The organism is Citrobacter sp. Igbk 14, assembly GCF_028069825.1.
In the GTDB taxonomy this organism is placed as follows: Bacteria; Pseudomonadota; Gammaproteobacteria; order Enterobacterales; family Enterobacteriaceae; genus Citrobacter.
Genome location: NZ_JANEWM010000017.1, coordinates 15,926 through 39,000 on the forward strand (window position 1 = coordinate 15,926; position 23,075 = coordinate 39,000).

A 23,075-nucleotide genomic window follows, 5' to 3' on the forward strand; every position below is an offset into this window, starting at 1 on the left:
GAAAGCAACTTACCAGGAATAATCCGTAATAAATATAAACAGCACGCAAAAATAAGCCCTCAGAGATTAACCCAAGGGCGGATATATCTTTTACAACCTTTCCAGCATCAGTCCCGCGCGTAAACCACAGGCCACATTGGGATTAGGAAAGAGAACATATTCAACGTCATGGGTGACGATAAAACGTTCATCACCATCCTGAGCCAGTACGGTTCCCTCTTTAAATGCGGTAAAGTTAAGTGTCTGGTTGTCCATGTAGAGAATGAAATCGTCGCTGCGCCGTGTAATTTGCGCTACCACGCGATAACGTAACGGCGGCGTCTCAGCTGCCGCTACGGGTCTGCCTGTCAACAACATTGCCAGCGCCTGCGCAGTGTGAGCAAACTGTGACAGGTTGTTTTGCCCAAACGGCAGCGCCTTGCCCAGCTCCAGCGTGCAGGCCAGCGCGCCAAAATGCTCCCCACTAAAATGGGTAAACGTTCCGCCTGGTGCCTGGTGGAAAACCAGAGCCTCCAGCCCCGCATCCCCCAGCCAGTGAAGGAACGCCTCATCCCATGCCACATCACGCTGCGGTAGCACGCCAAAACGCAAATGATGTGACCCGCGAATAGCCGTGTGGAGATCGAGATGCCAGCGAACAGGTGCCTTTGCCCGCGCGTAAAAATCTTCCAGACACAGTTCAAGCTCGCGGGCACGCCGTGTTTCACTGCTCTCATCGAAGAGCTGCCAGCGGCCACCAAACATACGGTTCAGATCGCTATGACAATAGCGTTTGCCCGCAGCTAACGCCTGCGGATTGCCCAGGATCACCAATAGCCGCCATGTCAGCGGCAGCTTGCCGCTAAACACCCCGGACAGCAATGTATCCAGTATTTCTACTGGTGCGGTTTCGTTACCATGAATGCCCGCAGACAAAACCAGCGAACGCTCAACCGGGACAACCGGCGTCAGTTCCAGCATGCCATGCCCAATCCATTGCCAGTCAAAACCGTGAGCTTTCCCCCGGGAGGTATCTGGCGAGTCTCCCGCAAGCGTCAGCGCAAGGAAATTATCCATGACGTGTACGCTCCTGCTGGAAGGGATACACCGAACCGAGTTTGAGTAATTGTGTCAACGTATCCAATGCTTCACGCCCTTCGCGCAGCAACTGCGGGTCAGCAAGATCGGCTGCGGTAAGGCGATCGCGATAGTAACGATCAACCCAGTTATTCAGCGTGTTAAACAGCACATCATTCATGAGAACCGCCGGGTTCACCGCCTGTTGCTCCTGTGGGGTTAACACGACCCGAAGGCGCAGACACGCCGGGCCACCACCGTTGGACATGCTTTCGCGCAGATCGAATACCCGTAGATCGTCAATCGGGTTGTCATCTTCAAGCAGACGGTTTAAATAATGCCATACCCCTGCATGCTCCCGGCATTCCTGCGGCAAGACCAACATCATTGAACCGTCATCACGACTGAGTAGCTGGCTGTTAAACAGATACGTTGCCACAGCATCCTGCACTGACACTTCCGCCAGGGGAACTTCCAGCGCCGTAAATCCCGCCACCTGGCTACGTAACTGCTCTAACAACGCCTGCTGGTTGGCAAACGCCAATTCATGACAAAACAGCACCTGACGATTTGATACCGCAATAACATCGTTATGAAACACACCAAGATCGATAACATCCGGGTTTTGCTGAGCAAAGATAATCTGCTTAGGGTTCACGTGATTCAGGCGCGCAACAGCTTCGCTGGCCTCACGTGATTGCCTCGCCGGATAACGCTTCGGCTGCGCGCCGTTGCCCTCTTCACGACCATAGACAAACACCTGCACGCCGGGATCACCATAATCACCGCCGAGGCGGTTATGGTTAGCCGCACCTTCATCACCCAGTAACGCAACTTGCGGCAATGCACTATGGATCGTAAAGCGGCTCTCATCACGGAAGATCGCGTTTAACAACGCTTCAGTGGTCGGAGCCTCCAGCGAACGGTGAAACTTGTTATTCAGGTTGGCGACCGTCAGATGCACTTTCCCGTCCAGCGAATCTGCCGAAGGACAGACCGTGGCCGCATTCGCCACCCACATCGGCGAAGCGGAACTGGCACTGGAGAGCCAGTGAGGTGCCTGCCGTGCCACCTTTTCCAGCACCTGTTCATCACTGCCGCTAAATCCCAACTGGCGCAGCACGGGAATATAGGGACGCTCGTGAGGTGGGATCACCGCCTGCGGGAATCCGGCATCGGCCAACGCCTTCATCTTCAACAGGCCCTGTTTCGCCGCCAGACGGGGATTCGACACCTGAAAACGGTGTCGGGTTGAGGCCTCATTGCCAAATGACAACCCCGCATAATGGTGAGTCAGTCCCACCAGACCGTCGAAATTTACTTCGCGCGCTTTCATGGCTTATCCTCGCATGAAAAATCGAGTCCTGGGCTAAGCGCTGTCGGCAGCGTCAGGGTCGGAGATTCCAGGCTCGCCATCGGCCAGGCGCAATAATCTGCGGCATACCACGCACTGGCGCGATGGTTGCCTGAAGCACCAATCCCACCGAACGGCGCGGTGCTTGCTGCGCCGGTTAGCGGTTTATTCCAGTTGACAATGCCCGCACGAGCTTCCAGTAGCAATTGGTCAAACTGATTGCGATCCGGTGAAACCAGCCCGCACGACAAACCAAAGCGGGTATTGTTGGCCATGCGAATCGCATCATCAAAGCTGTCATAACGCCAGACACTGAGCAGCGGGCCGAAGACTTCTTCATCCGCGACATTCGCCACGCCGGTCAGTTCAATAATGCCGGGGGTCAACAGTGAAGTCCCCGCGCGTACCTGCCGTGGTGCCAGTAGGGTTCGCCCTCCCTGCGCTTCAAGGTGTTGCCAGGCATCACAAACATGTTGCGCGGCCTGTTCAGAAATAAGCCCACCAATAAACGGTTGCGGTTGTGCATCCCAGTTGTCCGGTATTAAACGCTGACAGACATCCACCAGCCGCGCCAGAAACGCATCGCCCTGCGCCCCTTTTTTAACCAGCAGACGACGGGCACAGGTACACCGTTGCCCGGCTGTAACAAACGCTGATTGAATAGTCAGATGTACCGCCGCATCAATATCTTCGGGGTTCTCGATAATCAGCGGGTTGTTCCCGCCCATCTCCAGCGCGAGGATCTTTTCCGGCTGGCCAGATAGCTGACGATGCAGCTGATAACCCGTATTTGCGCTACCGGTAAACAACAGACCATCAAGGTCCTCCAGCGCACTCAGTGCCTGTCCTGTTTCACGCCCCCCCTGAACCAGGTTCAATACGCCCGGCGGTAATCCCGCCTGTTCCCACAGTTTGATCACTGCCTCACCGGTCCACGGCGTCAGCTCGCTGGGCTTGAAAATCAGCGTATTGCCAGCCAACAACGCCGGAACGATATGACCATTAGGTAAATGACCGGGGAAGTTATACGGGCCAAACACGGCCAGCACACCGTGTGGGCGATGACGTAACGTCGCTGCACCATCTGGCAGCGCGTTATGCTGTTCTCCGGTACGGGTATGATACGCCTTCACTGAGATGGCAATTTTATTGATCATCGCCGTCAGTTCGGTTGCAGCTTCCCAACGCGGCTTGCCGGTTTCCCGTGCAATGATCGCCGTCAGTTCTGCTTTATTACTCTCCAGCAGCGTCGCGAATTTCTCGACAATGTCCTGCCGGGCGGCAAAAGTCTGTTTCGCCCAGCCCGGAAAGGCAGCCCGCGCCGCCTGGCATGCCAGTGCTACCTGAGTCGCATCGGCATCATTGCCTTGCCACAGCACGTCCCCACTCACCGGGTTCGTTTTCACCCGTCGTGCGCCCAGCCCGGTCACCCAGTCACCGTTTATCCATAATGTCATGCTGCTTTCTCCTCTGCACAAAGACGCACAAAACGTACATGGTCACCCGCGTGGCATTTCAGGGCGTCCAGTTGTGCTGCCGTCAGTACCAGTCGCTGGGTATTCGGATCGGCACGCACTAACATGACGCGGAAGTTTTGGTAATTTTCATTAGCCACCAGGCAGGCAGGAAATTCGCCCAGTGCAGGCTGACCTTCAGCCACTTCCACCAGTCGACTTTTGCGGATAGCACGTACCCGGTCGATATCGCATTCCAGCGTCGGCCCGCCGTCGAAAATATCGATGTAGTTGCGGTAGCGAAACCCTTCTTTCTCCAGCACCGCACGGGCTGGCGCCGTTTGCGGATGCACTTCGCCAATCACGCTTTGCGCTTCTTCCGACAGGAAGTGGGTATATATAGGATGTTTAGGCATCAGCTCTGCAATAAACGCTTTTTGTCCGGTGCCACAGAGAAAATCTGCGCGGCTGAATTCCATCGAGAAAAAGCGCTTGCCAAGGCTTTGCCAGAATGGTGAATAACCGTGTTCATCAATGACACCCCGCATCTCTGCAACGACTTTTTCGTTAAAACGGTCACGAAACGCTGCCATAAACATAAAGCGCGACTTCGACAGCAAATAGCCGTTACCTTCTTTACGCCAGTCCGGATCGAGAAACAGGGTGCAAAGCTCACTGCTTCCGGTGTGATCGTTACTGAGAAACAGCGTCGGCAATGCGTTATAGACATTCAACTCTTTCGAAGCATGAACCAGCGTGCCAACACGGTAGTTGTACCAGGGATCGTTAAGCCCTACCGCCACTTCAATCGCACAAATCCCCGCCACGGTTCCGGTGGCACTGTCTTCCAATACAAAAACGTAGCCCTGCTCGCTTTTAGGCAACTCGCCTCGCCAGGTTTTCAACGAACGATCAATACGCGCCGCCAGCGTGGCTTCATTTGCGGGCAATGACGTCAACCCACCGCCGGTCTTACTGGCAAGCTGCATTAACGCGGTGATATCCGCGTGTTCAATGGGACGGATCACCATCATGATGAACCTCCTGCTTTAATGCGTTCGCATGCCAGCGCAAAACGATCGAGTCCGGTTGCCACCTCTTCCTGGCTGACATTTAGCGCAGGCGCAAAACGCACCACGTTACCGCCGGCAATCAACACCATGACGCCTGCATTGGCCGCTTCCTGGGAGATCTGTTTCGCTTTTCCGGCAAATTCCGCATTCAACACACAACCAATCAGCAGCCCCAGGCCACGGATTTCACTAAACAATCCAAAACGTTCGTTAATAGCGTTAATACGCTCCACAAACCAGTCATGACGCTGTTTCACACCATTGAGGACTTCCGGTGTGTTAACAATTTCCAGCAACTTACCCGCTACGGCAGTGGCTAATGGGTTTCCGCCGTAAGTTGTGCCGTGAGTGCCCACGGTCATCACGCTGCTGCAACGCTCTGTGGTCAATAACGCGCCAATAGGGAATCCACCGCCAAGCGCTTTGGCCGTCGTCAGCAGGTCTGGTGTCACACCGTAGTGCATATAGGCATACAGTTCGCCGGTACGCCCAACGCCGGTCTGTACCTCATCAAAAATCAGCAGCGCATTATGACGATCGCATAATTCACGCAGCCCCTGTAAAAACGCGGTGGTTGCCGGCACGACGCCACCTTCCCCCTGCACTGGCTCCACAATAACCGCACAGGTGGTGTCATCAATCAATTGGCTGGCGGAGTCGAGATCGTTATACACCGCATGACGGATATCCGGCGGCAGTGGTGCGAAATCCTGTGAATAGGCTGGCTGCCCCCCGGCACTGACGGTAAACAGCGTGCGACCGTGGAAGGCGTTTTTAAATGCCACAATGCCGCTTTTTTGGCTGCCAAACCGATCGTGGGCAAATTTACGCGCCAGTTTTAGTGCGGCTTCGTTAGCCTCTGCGCCGGAGTTGCAGAAGAAAACACGCTCGGCAAACGTCGCGTCGATAAGCTTCTTCGCCAGACGTAATACCGGTTCGTTGGTGTAACCGTTGCCGGTATGCCAGAATTTGCTGGCCTGGTCGTTTAATGCCTCACGCAATGCCGGATGCGCATGTCCCAGTGCGTTAACCGCAATGCCTCCCGCGAAATCGATATACTCTTTACCCTGTTGATCCCACAGACGTGAACCTTCACCACGCACCGGAATAAAAGGCGCTGGGACATAGACAGGCATCATCCATTCATCAAAATTTTCACGCGTAACTGACAGAGACATAGCGACCTCAACGGTAAATAAAAGGTTATTTATATGTTAATAAATATAGTGTTTGCGGTGTAAATGTAGATTGCAGGGTTCGTGCCAGCCAGCGAAAAAAGTGCATAAACGGAGTCGTTAAACGGAATATCAACAAGTTACAACACAACGATATTCACTATCCGTGCATATAAAGTGAATATGTTTGCGTATCAGAGGACTAAATAGAGGAAAAACCGCAATTTTATTCAGTCGCCAAATATAATTCTGGAATTGTGATCGTATACGAAATTTATCGGAAATTATTGCCCCATAGCGACGCGCTTCGCGCCAAAACGGTGCAGTTTTTGCTCCATCGTTAACACCATTAGCAATCATTGTTGGAATCAGGTGACAAGAAGCAGTCAGTTCGTGGAAATTCTGCTACCATCCTTGCACTATTCATCTTACAAAGTGGCAGCGACTATGAAATTTGTCTCTTTTAATATCAACGGCCTGCGTGCCCGACCTCATCAACTGGCAGCCATTGTCGAAAAACACCAACCGGATGTTATTGGCTTACAGGAGACAAAAGTTCACGACGATATGTTCCCTCTCGAAGAGGTAGCAAAATTGGGCTACAACGTTTTCTATCACGGTCAGAAAGGCCATTACGGTGTGGCACTGTTAACCAAAGAAACACCGATCGCAGTGCGCCGTGGTTTCCCGAATGATGACGAAGAGGCTCAGCGCCGTATCATTATGGCGGAGATCCCGTCTCCGCTTGGCAACATCACCGTCATCAACGGCTACTTCCCACAGGGCGAAAGCCGCGACCATGAAACTAAATTCCCGGCAAAAGCGGCGTTCTATCAGAACTTACAAAACTATCTTGAGACGGAGCTGAAACGCGATAATCCGGTGCTGATCATGGGTGATATGAATATCAGCCCAACCGACCTGGATATCGGCATCGGCGAAGAGAATCGCAAACGCTGGTTGCGTACCGGGAAATGTTCCTTCCTGCCGGAAGAACGCGAGTGGATGGAACGTCTGTTAGGTTGGGGACTGGTGGACACCTATCGTCACGCGCATCCTGATAAAAACGACCAGTTTTCGTGGTTTGATTACCGCTCGAAAGGCTTCGACGATAACCGTGGTCTGCGTATTGACCTGCTGCTGGCAAGCAATCCGCTGGCGGAACGCTGCGAAGAAACGGGTATCGACTATGAGATCCGCAGCATGGAAAAACCGTCCGACCACGCGCCAGTGTGGGCAAAATTCCGCGTCTAATCATCAGCATTTTTTCGCTCTCCGGGCCTCGCCTGGAGAGTCAGTATATTCTGTGCAAAATCAATAAAGCGACGGTAATACATTGTTGCGAGCGGGATTTTAATATATCTTCGCGCGCACTTTTCGCTGGTGAAAACGCTTCATCACCCACGGATTTACAGGAGACCCCCCATGAAAAAGAAGTTCGCATAAGGCAGAATACCGACTGCTGATTGTGGCAGTGCTATTCTGCGCCCTGGCTGGGGTTTTCCACTATTTTGGTCTGTCTGACCTGATAACCAATCTCCATCATTTACAAGATGTCATCCGCCAAAGAGGGCTGTTCGGCTACGCGCTTTATATTCTGCTCTTTATCGTCGCGGCACTGTGCCTGATACCTGGCAGCATTCTGGTGATTGTCGGCGGTATCCTTTTCGGCCCACTGGTTGGCACGCTCATCTCTTTACTGGCAGCAACCGTTGCCTCGGCATTGTCATTTTTACTGGCACGCTGGCTTGGGCGGGAACTATTACTGCAACACGTCGGGCATACGGCGACGTTTCAGGCGATCGAAAAAGGGATTGCCCATAGCGGTATCGACTTTCTGATCCTGACCCGTCTCGTCCCCCTGTTTCCTTATAATATTCAAAACTATGCTTACGGACTGACGGCCATTCCGTTCTGGTCATTTACTCTGATTTCAGCTGTCACCACGTTACCAGGTATCTTTATCTATACGCTGATGTCACACGAACTCGCCAGTGAAGGCATCACCTGGGCGTTTATCGTTAAACTCAGTGTTGCAGGCTTTGCCTTGTTTGCCCTCGTGCAGGCGGCAAAAGCCTGGGCCCGATATAAACATGTCGACCCCTCTGCAAATCGAGAGCTTGCCGGTAAATGAGAACGCTGAATAAGACACAGTTCAGAAAGTGTTGCCGGGCTGGGTTCATTGCCCTGTTGGTCGTCGCGTTAATGGCGTGGGCATGGCTGCCCGACGTGAGAGACTTTCTCACACAGAGCCTGACTGCGTTTACCACGCTTGATCAGCATGCTCTTGAAAATTTCATTCGTTCCTGGGGTCCCCAGGCCGCGGTCGTATCGTTCTTCCTGATGATTTTACAGGCGATCATCGCCCCGCTTCCCGCCTTCCTGATCACCTTTGCGAATGCCTCATTGTTTGGCGCATTCTGGGGAGGTGTTCTCTCCTGGACCAGTGCGATGGCGGGGGCAGCACTCTGCTTTTTTATCGCCCGGGTGTTCGGCCGCAGCGCAGTAGAAAGATTAACCGGTAAAACGGTGTTGAAAAATATGGACGCCTTTTTTGAGCGCTACGGTAAACACGCCATTCTGGTCTGCCGCCTGTTACCTTTCGTTCCATTCGATCCGGTCAGTTACGCCGCCGGCCTGACGTCCATCCGCTTTCGTCATTTTTTCATCGCCACCGGTCTTGGCCAGTTACCTGCCACTATCGTTTACTCATGGGCTGGTAGCCTGCTGACCGGCGGCACATATTGGTTCGTGACCGGGCTGTTTATTCTGTTTGCCCTGAGTGTCGTGATTTCAGTGGCAAGAGGCCTTTATCTTGAGCGGCACAGGAAGCGTTCCTGAAGCCTCCATAAACGACTGGAGATACTATGCGTTACTGTTTATTGTGCCTGAGTTTGCTGCTCTCTCCGCTGGCGACCTTTGCGCAGAGTGAGAACTGGCAGCACATCAAAAACGACGCCCGGGGTCAGACGGTGTGGTTTAACGCCTGGGGAGGCGATAACGCCGTTAATCAGTATCTCGACTGGGTTAGCGGTGAGATGAAAACACACTATGCCATTAACCTGAAAATTGTCCGTCTGGCGGATGCCGCCGATGCTGTAAAACGCATCCAGACCGAAGCGGCATCAGGGCGTAAAACAGGTGGTTCGGTTGATCTCCTGTGGGTCAATGGCGAGAATTTTCGCACGCTGAAAGACGCTGGTCTGCTGCAAACGCAGTGGGCGCAAATGCTGCCCAACTGGCGCTACGTGGATACCCAACAACCGGTGACTGAAGACTTCGCCATTCCAACTGAGGGTGCCGAATCTCCGTGGGGTGGCGCGCAGTTAACCTTTATCGCCAATCGGGATATCACAGAACAGCCCCCTCGCTCTGCGCAGACACTGCTGGAATTTGCGCGAGCGCATCCCGGCACGGTGACCTATCCGCGCCCACCCGACTTTACCGGTACCGCTTTTCTCGAACAGTTGCTGATTACGCTCACTGCAAAACCACAAGCACTGAAAAGTGCTCCCGATGCAGCCACGTTCGCCGAGGTTACCGCCCCCTTGTGGCAGTATCTTGACGCTTTACATCCCGTACTGTGGCGCGAAGGGAAAGACTTTCCCTCTACGCCTGCGCGGATGGATGCCCTGCTGAATAGCGGCACGCTGCGGATATCGTTAACCTTTAACCCTGCGCATGCACAGCAAAAAATCGCTCGCGGCGAGTTACCGAAAAATAGCTATAGTTTTGGCTTCTCTCAGGGCATGCTGGGCAATGTGCATTTTGTCACCATTCCCGCTAATGCGCGTGCCAGTGCTGGGGCGAAAGTGGTGGCTAACTTCCTGCTCTCGCCTGAAGCGCAGCTCCGCAAAGCTGACCCCACCTTTTGGGGCGATCCTTCAGTGCTTGCCCCCAAAAAATTACCAGCCGAACAGCGGGAGGCGCTACTGGCTCGAATCCCGAAAGGACTCCCCGCTGTCCTGCCTGAGCCACACGCAGCCTGGGTAAATGCACTGGAACAAGAATGGCTACGCCGTTACGGTACGCATTAATTCTGCTGCTCTGGGCCTTCATGACGGCAATCTATTTGCCGCTGGTCCCTGCGGCTTTTACGCTAATTGCGCCAGCGCTTTCCATTGCACACTGGCTGGCGCTGTTTGCCGATCCCCAACTCCTGCAAGCGCTACTGGCGACACTGGTTTCTGTCACGCTGGCAGCCACTGGCGCGCTCAGTATCGCCCTGCTGACCGTTCTTGCATTCTGGCCCGGCGCCAGATGGGTGCGGCTTTGTACTCACCTCCCCTGGCTGCTGGCGGTTCCGCACGTTGCCTTTGCCACCAGCACGCTGTTACTTTTTGCCGAAGGCGGCATGCTCTACCGTCTATTGCCGTTTCTCAGCCCACTATTGGACCGCTACGGTGTGGGTCTGGGCATCACATTGGCGGTGAAAGAAAGCGCTTTCTTGCTCTGGATCCTTTCCGCTTTATTGAGTGACAAGCAGTTGTCGCAACAGGTCATCGTGCTGGACTCTCTGGGTTACAGCCGATTGCAGTGTCTGAACTGGCTGGTACTGCCCTCTATCGCGCCAGCGCTAGGGAAAGTTATGCTGGCGATTGTCGCGTGGTCGCTCTCCGTCGTGGATGTCGCCATCGTCCTTGGCCCCGGCAACCCGCCAACACTCGCGGTGTTGAGCTGGCAATGGTTAAGTCAGGGCGACGCCGACCAGCAGACAAAAGGCGCGCTCGCCAGTTTGCTGCTGGTGCTGTTACTGGTCATTTTTGCGCTGGCGGGCTATCTGCTCTGGCGCGGCTGGCGGCGCACAATTCCGGCAATCAGCGGTGTACGCCTGCATTTTTCATCCTGTACAGCCGGACGCTCGCTGATACAGCTTCTGCCCCTCAGCGGCATTGTGTGCGCAGTCGTTTTGCTCCTGATGGCAGAATACTCATCGCTGAACCGAGATGCGCTGATCAATAGCCTGCTAATGGGGCTTCTGGCCAGTACGCTTGCGCTGGCCACGCTGTTGATATGGCTGGAATGGGGGCCACAAACCGGGCACCGTTGGGTCTGGTTGCCCATTATCTTACCCGCGTTACCGCTGGTCACCGGGCAATATACGCTGGCGCTATATGCCCAACAGGATGGCCAGTTTATCACGGTGGTCTGGGGGCATTTATTGTGGGTAACACCGTGGATGCTGTTTGTGCTTAAACCTGCATGGCAGCGTATTGACTCGCGCCTTATTGTGATTGCGCAAACGCTGGGCTGGACACAAAACCGCATCTTCTGGCAGGTAAAATGCCCGTTGATTCTGCGCCCGGCACTGATTGCTTTCGCCGTAGGATTTTCGGTGAGTATTGCCCAGTACATGCCAACATTATGGTTGGGCGCAGGTCGTTATCCCACACTCACGACCGAAGCCGTAGCATTAAGCAGCGGTGGCAGCACCGCTATTCTGGCGGCACAGGCGCTATGGCAATTGCTGTTACCGTTGGTTGTTTTCGCACTCGCAGCCTCGCTCTCCGCCTGGGTTGGCCGCTTTCGACAAGGACTCCGCTAATGCTCATAGTGCAAGATGTTTCCCTGTACCTGGGTTCAACACCCCTGCTGACAGGCGTCAACCTTCAGGTCAATAAAGGTGACATCGTCACTATTATGGGGCCTTCGGGTAGCGGCAAGTCTTCACTATTTTCGTGGATGATTGGTGCGCTCCCCGATCAATTTCGTGCCTCCGGTCAACTATGGCTCAATGAACGGCGCATTGACACATTACCTACCGCACAGCGCCAGATTGGTATTCTGTTCCAGGATGCCCTGCTGTTTGATCATTTCAGTGTTGGGCAAAATTTATCACTGGCACTACCCGCTGACCTGAAAGGTACGGCGAGACGCGATGAAGTGGAACATGCCCTTGAGCGCGCGGACCTGGCAGGCTTTTATCATCGCGACCCGGCATCGCTGTCCGGAGGGCAACGCTCACGCATCGCCCTGCTTCGCGCCTTGCTGGCACAACCGCAGGCTTTGCTGCTGGATGAACCCTTCAGTCGCCTGGATGCGTCACTGCGGGATACGTTTCGCCTGTGGGTTTTCACCGAAGTGCGGAAGTTGGGGATACCTGTGGTGCAAGTCACCCACGATACGCAAGACGTCCCCCCGGCAGGCCGTGTAGTACAAATGGATTCCTGGGCGTGAATGTGGCGTTATGCTGCGTTAACGCAAGGATTTTACTTAACCGGCGGCACACAATGTCGTCCTCTTTTTTTCAACGTCGGGCTATTCGATGAAACGTGTTTCTCAAATGACCGCGCTGGCACTGGCTTTAGGGCTCGCTTGCGCTTCTTCCTGGGCTGCTGAAACAGCACAGACGCTTACCCTCAACCAGTTACAGCAAAAACAAGGCGCGGCAATCGATACCCGTCAGAGCGCTTTTTATAATGGCTGGCCTCAGTCGCTCAATGGCCCTTCCGGGCACGAACCCTCCGCACTGAATCTGTCTGCCGCCTGGCTCGACAAGATGAACGATGAACAACTTAGCGCCTGGGTTCAGGCACATCAGTTAAAAACCGATGTGCCAGTGGCACTGTATGGCAACGACAGCGATGTGAAAGCCGTCAAAAACCGCCTGCAAAAAGTGGGTTTTAACCATATTTCGACCCTTAGCGATGCGCTACAGGACCCTGCACGCTTGCAGCGCCTGCCGCACTTCGAACAGTTGGTCTACCCACAATGGCTGCACGATCTTCAGCAAGGTAAAGACGTTACCGCAAAACCGGCTGGTGACTGGAAAGTCATTGAAGCGGCCTGGGGTGCGCCAAAATTTTATCTGCTGAGCCATATTCCGGGTGCGGGATACATTGACACTAACGAAGTGGAAAGCGAACCGCTGTGGAATAAAGTCTCCGACGAACAGCTAAAAGCGATGCTGGCTAAACACGGTATCCGCCACGACACCACGGTCATTTTATATGGTCGCGATGTGTACGCCGCTGCACGCGTGGCGCAAATCATGCTGTATGCGGGTGTAAAAGATGTGCGCCTGCTCGACGGTGGCTGGCAAACCTGGTCCGACGCAGGTTTACCCGTCGAACGCGGCACCCCGCCGACGGTCAAACCAGAACCGGATTTTGGCGTCACGATCCCCGCCCAACCACAATTGATGCTGGATATGACACAGGCTCGCGGCTTGCTGCATCGCCAGGATGCGTCACTGGTCAGCATCCGTTCATGGCCAGAGTTTATCGGTACCACCAGTGGATACAGCTACATCAAGCCAAAAGGTGAAATCGCTGGCGCTCGTTGGGGCCATGCGGGAAGTGACTCCACTCACATGGAAGATTTCCATAATCCGGATGGTACGATGCGCAGTGCAGACGACATCGCCGCAATGTGGAAGCAATGGAACATTCTGCCGGATCAGCAGGTCTCTTTCTATTGCGGTACCGGTTGGCGCGCCTCAGAAACCTTTATGTACGCCCGCGCAATGGGCTGGCAAAACGTGTCGGTCTATGATGGCGGTTGGTATGAGTGGAGCAGCGATCCGAAGAACCCGGTAGCCAGCGGTGAACGTGGTCCGGACAGCAGCAAGTAAGATTGGCATGATTGCCGGATAAGCGTATCCGGCAACGCAATACGTTACGCCTGACGCTGAACCGCTTTCAGCGTCAAATATCCACTCCAGATCCGGGTGAGTGTTGTCATCCAGCACAGCGCGCCAAATATCCATGCCATCAGGGCAAAATATCCCGGGAACAGGCAGCCCAGCACAAACAACAAAATGGTCTCGGTTCCTTCGGTCAGCCCGCCCAGATAATAAAACGACTTATGCGCATAACCCGGATTATCAATCTGGTGTTTCGCCGCCAACGCGGCAAAGGCGAGAAAACTACTCCCCGTTCCGATAAAGGCGAACAACAGCCAGCTGCCGGCCAGCGCATTCAGCTCCGGTGCGGCCAGAATAAAACCAAACGGTACTAAGGCGTAAAAAAGAAAATCGAGCGAGATATCGAGAAACCCGCCGGCATCAGTAAGCCCCCTGCGCCGCGCCAGCGCACCGTCCAGTCCATCAAACAGACGATTTAGCACGATAACCACCAACGCCGCCTGATACCAACCTAAAGCCAGAAACGGCAACGCCAGCACACCAATGGCAAAACCAACCAGTGTCAGGCCATCCGGCGTAATTGCAGGCTTATCGATAACCAGCACACACCGATGCAAAAGCGGTTTTAAGCGCGGATGAAGATGGCAGTCAAGCATGTGGGCGTCCTTTGAAGGTGTCGCACAGTCCCTGCGAAGGAATATCAAGGGCGGCATTAAAGCGCGCCGAGAGATTTTGGAACGCAATCAGCGCGGTCATTTCAGTAATGGCATCCTCGGTAAAATGCAACTTCATTTGCGCCTTTAATGCCTCATCAACCCGAGGCGGCGTGGCCGTAACGGCATCCGCATAAGCCAGTGCGACACGTTCTTCTTCACTGAACAGCGTCGATTCCTGCCAATTAGCCACTTGTAATACTTTATCCAGTGCGCCACAGCGTTCAGCCAGACGTAAACTGTTGGCATCCACACAAAAGGCGCAATGGCACACCTGAGAAACACGTGTCATCAACAATGCTCGCATCACCGGCGTTAAGCGCGCCCGCTTACGCTCCAGGAAGCCAACAAACAGCGCCACCAGCCAGAACAGAAATGGCATTCGCCCCCACCAGCGCGTGGGATGTAGCACATCGCCATAGTGTTTTTTCTGTGTTGCAACAAGCGGTTTCAAACTGGAAGGGATGCGCGTCAACGGTTTTACCCATGACTGAGGTTCATTCAACGGTTGCTCCTGAATACTTTTGGTCAAACCCATGGTTAACTATATTATGTCATTTTCTGCTGTTAGATCTTGATGAATATGATGAAAACCCTCGACGTGGTCGCCGCGATTATTGAACGTGATGGCAAAATTTTACTGGCTCAACGCCCGCAGCATGCAGATCAATCCGGTATGTGGGAATTTGCTGGTGGTAAGGTTGAACCTGGAGAGAGCCAACCACAAGCGCTGGTCCGTGAATTACGTGAGGAACTGGGTATCGAGGCTATCGTTGGGAATTACGTCGCCAGTCATCAGCGCGAAGTATCAGGCCGATTGATACATCTGCATGCCTGGCACGTGCCGGCTTATCAGGGCGAGCTTTACGCCCATGAGCATCAGGATTTGGTCTGGTGCTCACCCGAAGAGGCGCTGCGTTATCCACTCGCGCCTGCCGATATCCCGCTATTAGAAGCGTTTATTCTTTTACACGCCGCCAGACCAGCGGGTTCGTGCTGATGGTTTTCTCATCGCGCTGGCACTGTAGCAGCACGCCATCGGCTTTCACCACCGCCCCTTCTGAATAGTTTTGATCCTGATAAATGCAGCACTGATTACAGGGCTGCGCGCGCTGGCCGCTGGAACTGAACACTTCCGGCGGCACATTCACTTGCACATCCGGACGATAAAGCTGATTTGCCAGTACCCCGTTGGATAACATCACCAACGCACCTGCCATGATTAAACGGCGCATATTCTTTCCTTTTTAACTGACATCTATGCTCAGTATAACGGTATAAACCGGCAGAAACTTTAGTTCCTCCATCATCGTTTTTGGTTATGAGCAACGCCGCGATATTAATTTACTTAGCGGGATTAATTTTTTCTTGCGTCTCGTCACACTGCTGATGGTATAGTCAAAAACTGCAAAACACTTAACACAAATATCAAAAATATAACCATATCAATACATAAGAGGTTCTTATATCTATGGATCAGACATGTTCTCTGGAGTCGTTTCTCAACCATGTACAAAAGCGCGACCCGAATCAGACCGAGTTCGCGCAAGCCGTTCGTGAGGTAATGACGACACTGTGGCCGTTCCTTGAGCAAAACCCGCGCTATCGTCAAATGTCCTTGCTGGAGCGTCTGGTTGAACCTGAGCGCGTGATCCAGTTCCGCGTGGTCTGGCTCGACGATCGCAATCAGGTACAGGTTAACCGTGCGTGGCGCGTACAGTTCAGCTCCGCAATTGGCCCGTACAAAGGCGGCATGCGTTTCCATCCTTCGGTGAACCTGTCGATCCTGAAGTTCCTCGGCTTTGAGCAGACCTTTAAAAACGCACTCACCACGCTGCCAATGGGTGGTGGTAAAGGCGGTAGCGACTTTGATCCGAAAGGTAAAAGCGAAGGCGAAATCATGCGTTTTTGTCAGGCGCTGATGACGGAACTGTTCCGCCATTTAGGGCCCGATACCGACGTCCCTGCGGGTGATATCGGCGTGGGCGGTCGTGAGGTCGGCTTTATGGCCGGGATGATGAAAAAGCTGTCCAATAACAGCGCCTGCGTCTTCACCGGAAAAGGCCTTTCTTTCGGTGGCAGCCTGATTCGCCCGGAAGCAACTGGCTACGGTCTGGTGTACTTCACCGAAGCGATGCTCAAACGTCATGGTCTGGGTTTTGAAGGGATGCGTGTGGCCGTTTCCGGATCCGGTAATGTTGCGCAATTCGCCATTGAGAAGGCGATGGAGTTTGGTGCGCGCGTGGTTACCGCCTCCGACTCCAGCGGTACCGTGGTTGATGAAAGTGGTTTTACAAAAGAAAAACTGGCGCGTCTGTGCGCGATTAAAGACAGCCGTGACGGTCGCGTGGCGGATTACGCCCGTGAATTTGGTCTGACCTACCTGGAAGGTAAACAACCCTGGTCTGTTCCGGTTGATATCGCCCTGCCATGCGCAACCCAGAACGAACTGGATGTCGATGCCGCACGCGTACTGATCGCCAATGGCGTAAAAGCCGTCGCCGAAGGCGCAAATATGCCGACGACCATCGAGGCCACCGATCTGTTCCTGGAAGCAGGCGTTTTGTTTGCGCCAGGCAAAGCCGCTAACGCAGGTGGTGTCGCCACATCCGGTCTGGAAATGGCGCAGAATGCCGCGCGTCTGGGCTGGAAGGCAGAGAAAGTCGATGCCCGTCTGCACCATATCATGCTGGATATTCACCACGCCTGTGTCGAGTACGGCGGTGAAAGCAAACAAACCAACTATGTGCGCGGCGCCAACATCGCAGGCTTTGTGAAAGTTGCCGACGCGATGCTGGGCCAGGGTGTGATTTAATTCAGAACTGTAGCTCCCGTAGGCCTGATAAGCGTCGCGCCATCAGGCATTGCCGGATGCAGCACGCGTGCCTTATCCGGCCTACGAATACACTACACGCTCGCCTCATCTGCTGGCGGGCTTTTTTTTGCCGGACGTTTACGCGGCACACTCTTTTTCTTATCACTACCGCCAGGTGCAGCAATCCCACGGAACCGGCGAACGGGTGTACTACGAGCCTGGTCGATTAACTGATACAGCGTTCCGACTAACGGTTGCATAAAGTCCTGATAACGACACTGTTTTTCACTAATTTGGGTCAGAATCGACTCCCAGTGCGCGGTCATATCCGGGCGTGTCGCCATTTCAGGCAGCGAGTGGAACAGCGCTTTTCCGGCATCGGTCGAATGGATATAGCGCCCTTTTTTCACCAGGAATCCGCGTTTAAACAGTAATTCGATAATCCCGGCTCGTGTTGCTTCTGTCCCCAGTCCGTCCGTCGCGCGGAGGATCTTTTTCAGATCTTTATCCTGCACAAAACGCGCGATCCCGGTCATTGCCGATAACAACGTCGCATCGGTAAAGTGACGCGGCGGCTGGGTCTGGCGTTCAACCACTTCGCCTTTTTCACACAGCAATGCATCGTCTTTTGCCACCACTGGCAGCGGTGTACCGTCGTTATCTTCATCGCGCTCTTTGTTACCGAGCAGCGTACGCCATCCGGCCTCAGCCAGGAAACGCGCCTTGGCAACAAACTTACCTTTGGCGATATCCAGTTCAATGACGCACTTACGAAAAACAGCATCCGCGCAAAACTGCATCAGATACTGACGCGCAATCAGAGTGTAAATCTTCGACTCATTGTCATTGAGATTGATGGTTGAGCTACGCGCTGTTGGAATAATAGCGTGGTGCGCATCCACCTTTTTATCGTCCCAACAACGATTGCGCGTATCGGGATTCACAGCAGGCTGCGGCAACAGATCCGGGGCATGAACGCTAATCGCGTTCAACACCGCGTGACGTCCGGCAAAGTGCTCCTCCGGTAGATAGCGACTGTCCGAACGCGGATAGGTAATCAGCTTGTGGGTTTCGTACAGTTTCTGGCAGATATCCAGAACATTTTGCGCACTTAAACCGAAGCGTTTCGCGGCTTCAATCTGCAGCGCCGACAGCGAAAACGGCAGCGGCGCGGATTCTGATTCCCGTTTATCATTATAACTGGTGACTATCGCTGGCTGACCATTGATGCGCTTCACCACATGCTCAGCCAGCGTACGATGCAGTAAACGCCCTTCTTCGTCCTGATAAGGTTCACAGGCCTCGCTGGGTTGCCAGATGGCGGTAAAACGCTCATCGGCGGGTGTCACGATATGCGCTTTCACCTCAAAAAAATCTTTAGCGACAAAATTCTCGATCTCTTCATCGCGACGTACAACCAGCCCAAGCACCGGTGTCTGTACACGGCCAACAGAAAGAACGCCCTGGTACCCTGCGTTGCGCCCGAGAATAGTGTAAGCACGCGTCATATTGATGCCGTACAGCCAGTCCGCGCGTGCGCGTGCCAGTGCCGACACGCACAGTGGGATGAAATCGCTGTTTGCACGTAGACGCTCTATCGCCCGCTCCACTGCCTGTGGGTTGAGGTCGTTAATCAGGCAACGTTGCACCTGCTGGCGTTTTTCGGGGGCAAGCTGCAGGTAATCCAGCACCTCGTCCACCAGCAGTTGTCCTTCACGATCGGGGTCTCCGGCGTGAATAACTTCGCTGGCTTCATGTAAAAAGCGTTTAATGACGTTGAGTTGCTTAGTCACAGAGGGACGCGGCTGTAGTTGCCACTTTTCCGGAACAATCGGCAGATCGGCCAGGCTCCAGCGAGCATAACGACTGTCGTAGGCGTCTGGCTGCGCCTGTTCAAGCAGGTGACCGATACACCAGGTCACCACTTGCCCATTTCCGCATTCAATGAAACCGTCACCTTTACGATGTGGCTTGGGTAACACATCGGCGATGGCGCGCGCCAGACTCGGTTTTTCGGCAATAAACAACCGCATCGGGTTAACGAATCTCAACCATGGCGCGACCGCCGCGGGCTTCCACTAGCTCACCGATAGCCGTGAGATCGATACCAAGCTGCGCAGCTGCGGCTTTGACCTCAGCTTCAGATTCCGGTGTTACCGCCAGCAGTAAGCCGCCGGAAGTTTGCGGATCGCACAGCAGATCGCGTACCGATTGCGGCATTTCCCCCATCAGGTGTCCATAGCTCGCGTAGTTACGCTGCGTACCGCCCGGCACTGCGCCCTGTGCGATGTATTCTTCCACGCCAGGAAGTTTAGGAATGTCCTGGTAGACGATCTGCGCCTGAACGCCGGCCCCCTGGCACATCTCGCTCAAATGACCCAGCAGACCAAAACCGGTTACATCGGTCATGGCTTTCACACCGTCGATATCGGCAAATGCCGCACCGGCAATGTTCATACGGCACATCACTTCTGTCGCCAGTCCGACGTGTTCCGGTTTCAGCAGCGATTTCTTCTCTGCGGTGGTCAGTACACCAATACCCAGTGGTTTGGTGAGGAACAGCTTACATCCAGCCTCAGCGGTGCTGTTTTTCTTCACACGTTCGGTTGGCACAATACCCGTCACAGCGAGTCCAAAGATTGGTTCAGGGGCATCAATAGAGTGTCCACCCGCCAGTGCAATCCCCGCCTGACGACAGGCAAAACGCCCACCTTCGGTCACTTCGCGGGCTATTTCCGGCGCCAGCTTATCAAGAGGCCAGCCCAGAATAGCGATTGCCATAATCGGTTTGCCGCCCATCGCAAAAATGTCGCTGATAGCGTTGGTCGCAGCAATGCGGCCAAAATCAAACGGATTATCGACAATCGGCATAAAGAAATCGGTGGTACTGATAACGCTGGTGCCGTTACCCAGATCGTACACCGCCGCGTCATCGCGGGTTTCATTACCCACGAGTAAATTCGGATCAACAAACTTCGCCTGCTCGCTGTGCAGGATGGTTTCCAACACTTTCGGGGAAATTTTACAACCGCAACCGGCTCCGTGGCTGTATTGTGTTAAACGAATAGCGTTCTCGCTCATGGACATCTCCTGTCATTGCAATGCGGATATGGTAGCGCTCATTCCATGATGTGGTAAGAGTGACTGTCTGAATTAGGGTGTCTTTGCTCATAATCCAGACAGTTTTGCCGTTGATGTCAGAAATAACGGACGAATGAGGTCGGATCGGCAAGATTAATCGAGGTGGAGGCTTTTAGCTGCGGCGTTCCCAGATAGAGAAAACCGACGATTTTATCCTGTGGACGACAATCAAACGCTTCGCGGACTACCGTACTTTCCGTTAAGGCTCCGCTGCGCCAAATCCCGCCAAACCCTTGCGCAATCGCCGCCATTTGCATCGCCATTACCGCGCAGCCTGCGGACATTTCTTGTTCCCACATCGGGACCTTGTCGCTTTCTTCACATTTTGCCACCACAGCGATAATCAGCGGCGCGCGAAACGGTGCTGTACGGGCTTTTTCCTGTGCTTTTTCATCACTTCCGGCAGCAATCGCGCCTTTTTCAAGCACGGCACTAAAACGTTCGCGCCCTTCGCCTTCAATCACAAAAAATTGCCACGGTTGTAGCGATTTGTGGTCTGGCGCACGCATACCGGCGCGCAGGATATTTTGCAGTTGCTCTCCCGCCGGGGCCGGTTCGACAAGACGAGAAGCGCTACGACGGGTCATAAGTAATTCGAGTGCATCCATTTGCTTAACTCCAACAATGATATTTGTTCACAAAATTAACACGTGGGCGGATTTTGTTACAGCACAGGTAGTGATTCCTGCTGACAAGTGCCTGCCGGGTCATTACGATAGCCACATCTTAACGCCTTTCTCGTGGCTCACGGGGGCGTGTTGTTAATCGGTAGGGAGAATACATGCGAACCCTGTGGCGATTTATTGCCGGATTTTTTAAATGGACATGGCGATTACTCAATTTCGTCCGTGAATTTGTGCTTAACCTGTTCTTTATCTTTTTAGTACTGGTGGGCGTGGGGATCTGGATGCAGGTCAGTAGCAGCAACACCAGCGAACATGCTGAACGTGGCGCACTGCTGCTGGATATCTCGGGGGTTATTGTTGATAAACCTTCAAGCACCAGTCGGTTAAGTGTCATCGGTCGTCAGCTGTTTGGCGCAAGTTCCGATCGTCTACAGGAAAACTCCCTGTTCGATATCGTGAATACCATTCGACAGGCCAAAGATGACCGCAATATTACCGGCATCGTGATGGACTTGAAAAACTTCGCCGGTGCCGACCAACCGTCGATGCAATATATCGGTAAAGCGCTACGCGAGTTCCGCGACAGCGGTAAGCCTGTCTTTGCTGTAGGCGATAACTTCAGCCAGGGGCAGTATTACCTGGCAAGTTTTGCCAACAAAATTTGGCTATCTCCGCAGGGTTCCGTTGATCTGCACGGCTTTGCCACCAACGGTCTGTACTACAAATCCCTGCTGGATAAGCTGAAAGTCTCAACGCACGTATTCCGCGTGGGCACCTATAAATCCGCCGTCGAGCCGTTTATCCGTGATGATATGTCACCTGCCGCGCGTGAAGCTGACAGCCGCTGGATTGGCGAGCTGTGGCAGAACTATCTCGATACGGTCGCCGCTAACCGGCAAATCCCGGCGCAACAGGTATTCCCTGGCGCGCAAGCGATGCTGGACGGCCTGACGAAAGTCGACGGTGATACGGCGAAATATGCTCTCGATAACAAATTGGTGGATGCTCTCGCCTCCAGTGCTGAAGTCGAAAAGCTGCTGACCAAACAGTTTGGCTGGAGCAAAGCGGATAAAAACTACCGCTCTGTCAGCTACTACGATTACACGCTGAAAACACCTGCTGATACCGGGGACAGCATCGGCGTCGTCTTCGCCAACGGTGCCATTATGGACGGAGAGGAAACGCCAGGGAATGTGGGTGGCGATACGACCGCCGCACAGATCCGTGAAGCACGCCTCGATCCGAAAGTGAAGGCCATTGTCCTGCGCGTGAATAGCCCTGGCGGTAGCGTCAGCGCCTCGGAAGTGATCCGTTCTGAGCTGGCAGCGGCAAAAGCAGCGGGCAAACCGGTTGTCGTTTCCATGGGCGGCATGGCGGCGTCCGGGGGGTACTGGATCTCCACGCCTGCAAGCTACATCGTGGCAAACCCCAGCACCCTGACCGGCTCCATCGGCATCTTTGGTGTTATCAATACCGTAGAAAACAGCCTGGATTCAATTGGCGTACATACTGACGGTGTTGCAACGTCCCCACTGGCGGATATCTCCATCACCAAAGCGTTACCGCCGGAAGTACAGCAAATGATGCAGTTAAGCATCGAGAACGGCTATAAGCGCTTTATCACGCTGGTTGCGGATGCGCGTAAGACGACACCGGAGCAGATTGATAAAATTGCTCAGGGTCATGTCTGGACCGGTCAGGATGCAAAAGCAAACGGACTGGTAGACAGCCTGGGCGATTTCGATGATGCCGTCGCGAAAGCTGCAGAGCTGGCAAAACTGAAACAATGGCACATTGAGTATTATCAGGACGAACCTACCTTCGTGGATATGGTCATGGACAGCATGTCAGGTTCGGTGCGCGCCATGCTGCCAGAAGCCCTTCAGGCAATGCTCCCGGCACCGCTGGCTTCTGCTGCCAGCGCGGTAAAAGCTGAAGGAGATAAACTGGCTGCGTTTAACGATCCGCAAAATCGTTATGCGTTCTGCCTGACCTGCGCCAACGTCCGTTAAGTCGCTATTGCCGGACAGGACGCTAAGGCGTCTTATCCGGCCTACGAATATCGCGCAACTTTTAGGCCGGA

The 23,075-nt window shown here is 53.9% G+C and carries 21 protein-coding genes; 10 read left to right on the forward strand and 11 right to left on the reverse strand.

The genetic code is table 11. From position 1 onward, the window contains the following. Positions 1-90: 90 nt before the first annotated feature. The 5 genes from astE to astC are packed head-to-tail and all read right to left on the reverse strand — an operon-like array spanning position 91 to position 6,115. Positions 91-1,056: a succinylglutamate desuccinylase gene (astE, locus tag NNN64_RS08820; protein ID WP_271441131.1), complete on the reverse strand. Its 966-nt coding sequence runs from the start codon at positions 1,054-1,056 to the stop codon at positions 91-93. Next, positions 1,049-2,392: an N-succinylarginine dihydrolase gene (gene astB, locus NNN64_RS08825; protein WP_271441132.1), complete on the reverse strand. Its 1,344-nt coding sequence runs from the start codon at positions 2,390-2,392 to the stop codon at positions 1,049-1,051. Before astB ends, astE begins: the two co-directional genes overlap by 8 nt. Next, the gene (astD, locus tag NNN64_RS08830; protein WP_271441133.1) at positions 2,389-3,867 is read right to left on the reverse strand and encodes a succinylglutamate-semialdehyde dehydrogenase; all 1,479 of its coding nucleotides are present in this window, start codon (positions 3,865-3,867) and stop codon (positions 2,389-2,391) included. Before astD ends, astB begins: the two co-directional genes overlap by 4 nt. Further along, positions 3,864-4,898 carry an arginine N-succinyltransferase gene (astA, locus tag NNN64_RS08835; protein ID WP_271441134.1) on the reverse strand — a complete coding sequence of 345 codons (1,035 nt, stop codon included), beginning with the start codon at positions 4,896-4,898 and terminating at the stop codon, positions 3,864-3,866. Before astA ends, astD begins: the two co-directional genes overlap by 4 nt. Continuing rightward, entirely contained in the window at positions 4,895-6,115 is a 1,221-nt protein-coding gene (gene astC / locus NNN64_RS08840; protein ID WP_271441135.1) for a succinylornithine/acetylornithine transaminase, read from the reverse strand. The genes astA and astC overlap by 4 nt, the downstream gene beginning before the upstream one ends. Before the next feature lie 444 nt (positions 6,116-6,559). Here astC and xthA point away from each other — a divergent pair, with 444 nt between their 5' ends. The 7 genes from xthA to NNN64_RS08875 all read left to right on the forward strand — a co-directional run bounded on the left by xthA (position 6,560) and on the right by NNN64_RS08875 (position 13,685). Next, positions 6,560-7,366, forward strand: a complete 807-nt coding sequence (gene xthA / locus NNN64_RS08845) for an exodeoxyribonuclease III (protein ID WP_116360166.1) — start codon at positions 6,560-6,562, stop codon at positions 7,364-7,366. A gap of 220 nt (positions 7,367-7,586) precedes the next feature. Continuing rightward, positions 7,587-8,246, forward strand: coding sequence for a TVP38/TMEM64 family protein (locus tag NNN64_RS08850; protein ID WP_271441174.1), 660 nt, complete (start codon positions 7,587-7,589; stop codon positions 8,244-8,246). Positions 8,247-8,251: 5 nt separating this feature from the next. Then, positions 8,252-8,953: a TVP38/TMEM64 family protein gene (locus tag NNN64_RS08855; protein ID WP_442870701.1), complete on the forward strand. Its 702-nt coding sequence runs from the start codon at positions 8,252-8,254 to the stop codon at positions 8,951-8,953. 26 nt (positions 8,954-8,979) lie between these two features. Then, positions 8,980-10,149 (forward strand): ABC transporter substrate-binding protein, encoded by a 1,170-nt coding sequence (locus tag NNN64_RS08860; protein ID WP_271441136.1) that lies wholly within the window; start codon positions 8,980-8,982, stop codon positions 10,147-10,149. After that, on the forward strand, positions 10,122-11,657 hold the full coding sequence (locus NNN64_RS08865) for a thiamine ABC transporter permease (RefSeq protein WP_271441137.1): 1,536 nt from the start codon (positions 10,122-10,124) through the stop codon (positions 11,655-11,657). The genes NNN64_RS08860 and NNN64_RS08865 overlap by 28 nt, the downstream gene beginning before the upstream one ends. Next, positions 11,657-12,289: an ATP-binding cassette domain-containing protein gene (locus NNN64_RS08870; protein WP_271441138.1), complete on the forward strand. Its 633-nt coding sequence runs from the start codon at positions 11,657-11,659 to the stop codon at positions 12,287-12,289. The genes NNN64_RS08865 and NNN64_RS08870 overlap by 1 nt, the downstream gene beginning before the upstream one ends. 88 nt (positions 12,290-12,377) lie before the next feature. Continuing rightward, positions 12,378-13,685, forward strand: a complete 1,308-nt coding sequence (locus NNN64_RS08875; RefSeq protein ID WP_271441139.1) for a sulfurtransferase — start codon at positions 12,378-12,380, stop codon at positions 13,683-13,685. 44 nt (positions 13,686-13,729) lie between these two features. Here NNN64_RS08875 and NNN64_RS08880 read toward each other — a convergent pair whose 3' ends face one another. Both NNN64_RS08880 and NNN64_RS08885 read right to left on the reverse strand, forming a co-directional pair. Next, positions 13,730-14,353 (reverse strand): CDP-alcohol phosphatidyltransferase family protein, encoded by a 624-nt coding sequence (locus NNN64_RS08880; RefSeq protein ID WP_271441140.1) that lies wholly within the window; start codon positions 14,351-14,353, stop codon positions 13,730-13,732. Beyond that, a complete protein-coding gene (locus NNN64_RS08885) occupies positions 14,346-14,915 on the reverse strand; it encodes a carboxymuconolactone decarboxylase family protein (protein ID WP_271441141.1) in 570 nt (189 codons plus the stop codon). Before NNN64_RS08885 ends, NNN64_RS08880 begins: the two co-directional genes overlap by 8 nt. An 81-nt stretch (positions 14,916-14,996) precedes the next feature. Between NNN64_RS08885 and NNN64_RS08890 the strand changes: the two genes are divergently transcribed. Continuing rightward, complete coding sequence (locus NNN64_RS08890; protein WP_271441176.1) at positions 14,997-15,410, forward strand: pyrimidine (deoxy)nucleoside triphosphate diphosphatase; 414 nt, start codon at positions 14,997-14,999, stop codon at positions 15,408-15,410. Here the strand turns inward: NNN64_RS08890 and NNN64_RS08895 are convergent. Beyond that, positions 15,370-15,645: a YnjH family protein gene (locus NNN64_RS08895; RefSeq protein WP_137383420.1), complete on the reverse strand. Its 276-nt coding sequence runs from the start codon at positions 15,643-15,645 to the stop codon at positions 15,370-15,372. The two genes, NNN64_RS08890 and NNN64_RS08895, sit on opposite strands and share 41 nt — an antisense overlap. A 236-nt stretch (positions 15,646-15,881) precedes the next feature. On the opposite strand from NNN64_RS08895, the gene gdhA reads away from it, so the two are divergent. Further along, a complete protein-coding gene (gene gdhA, locus NNN64_RS08900; protein ID WP_003832501.1) occupies positions 15,882-17,225 on the forward strand; it encodes an NADP-specific glutamate dehydrogenase in 1,344 nt (447 codons plus the stop codon). Between the two features lie 92 nt (positions 17,226-17,317). Here gdhA and NNN64_RS08905 read toward each other — a convergent pair whose 3' ends face one another. From NNN64_RS08905 to NNN64_RS08915, 3 genes are all read right to left on the reverse strand, one after another. After that, positions 17,318-19,258, reverse strand: coding sequence for a DNA topoisomerase III (locus tag NNN64_RS08905; protein WP_271441142.1), 1,941 nt, complete (start codon positions 19,256-19,258; stop codon positions 17,318-17,320). Positions 19,259-19,262: 4 nt separating this feature from the next. Next, entirely contained in the window at positions 19,263-20,306 is a 1,044-nt protein-coding gene (selD, locus tag NNN64_RS08910; protein WP_271441143.1) for a selenide, water dikinase SelD, read from the reverse strand. 116 nt (positions 20,307-20,422) lie between these two features. Beyond that, on the reverse strand, positions 20,423-20,974 hold the full coding sequence (locus NNN64_RS08915) for an NAD(P)H nitroreductase (protein ID WP_202038839.1): 552 nt from the start codon (positions 20,972-20,974) through the stop codon (positions 20,423-20,425). A 173-nt stretch (positions 20,975-21,147) separates the two neighbouring features. On the opposite strand from NNN64_RS08915, the gene sppA reads away from it, so the two are divergent. After that, positions 21,148-23,004, forward strand: a complete 1,857-nt coding sequence (gene sppA / locus NNN64_RS08920) for a signal peptide peptidase SppA (RefSeq protein WP_271441144.1) — start codon at positions 21,148-21,150, stop codon at positions 23,002-23,004. The last annotated feature ends 71 nt before the right edge of the window (positions 23,005-23,075 follow it).

Coding starts and splice junctions, on each gene's coding strand:
- astE (WP_271441131.1), bottom strand. CDS start 1,056: ATGGATAATTTCCTTGCGCTGACGCTTGCGGGAGACTCGCCAGATACC.
- astB (WP_271441132.1), bottom strand. CDS start 2,392: ATGAAAGCGCGCGAAGTAAATTTCGACGGTCTGGTGGGACTGACTCAC.
- astD (WP_271441133.1), bottom strand. CDS start 3,867: ATGACATTATGGATAAACGGTGACTGGGTGACCGGGCTGGGCGCACGA.
- astA (WP_271441134.1), bottom strand. CDS start 4,898: ATGATGGTGATCCGTCCCATTGAACACGCGGATATCACCGCGTTAATG.
- astC (WP_271441135.1), bottom strand. CDS start 6,115: ATGTCTCTGTCAGTTACGCGTGAAAATTTTGATGAATGGATGATGCCT.
- xthA (WP_116360166.1), top strand. CDS start 6,560: ATGAAATTTGTCTCTTTTAATATCAACGGCCTGCGTGCCCGACCTCAT.
- NNN64_RS08860 (WP_271441136.1), top strand. CDS start 8,980: ATGCGTTACTGTTTATTGTGCCTGAGTTTGCTGCTCTCTCCGCTGGCG.
- NNN64_RS08865 (WP_271441137.1), top strand. CDS start 10,122: ATGGCTACGCCGTTACGGTACGCATTAATTCTGCTGCTCTGGGCCTTC.
- NNN64_RS08870 (WP_271441138.1), top strand. CDS start 11,657: ATGCTCATAGTGCAAGATGTTTCCCTGTACCTGGGTTCAACACCCCTG.
- NNN64_RS08875 (WP_271441139.1), top strand. CDS start 12,378: ATGAAACGTGTTTCTCAAATGACCGCGCTGGCACTGGCTTTAGGGCTC.
- NNN64_RS08880 (WP_271441140.1), bottom strand. CDS start 14,353: ATGCTTGACTGCCATCTTCATCCGCGCTTAAAACCGCTTTTGCATCGG.
- NNN64_RS08890 (WP_271441176.1), top strand. CDS start 14,997: ATGAAAACCCTCGACGTGGTCGCCGCGATTATTGAACGTGATGGCAAA.
- NNN64_RS08895 (WP_137383420.1), bottom strand. CDS start 15,645: ATGCGCCGTTTAATCATGGCAGGTGCGTTGGTGATGTTATCCAACGGG.
- gdhA (WP_003832501.1), top strand. CDS start 15,882: ATGGATCAGACATGTTCTCTGGAGTCGTTTCTCAACCATGTACAAAAG.
- NNN64_RS08905 (WP_271441142.1), bottom strand. CDS start 19,258: ATGCGGTTGTTTATTGCCGAAAAACCGAGTCTGGCGCGCGCCATCGCC.
- selD (WP_271441143.1), bottom strand. CDS start 20,306: ATGAGCGAGAACGCTATTCGTTTAACACAATACAGCCACGGAGCCGGT.
- NNN64_RS08915 (WP_202038839.1), bottom strand. CDS start 20,974: ATGGATGCACTCGAATTACTTATGACCCGTCGTAGCGCTTCTCGTCTT.
- sppA (WP_271441144.1), top strand. CDS start 21,148: ATGCGAACCCTGTGGCGATTTATTGCCGGATTTTTTAAATGGACATGG.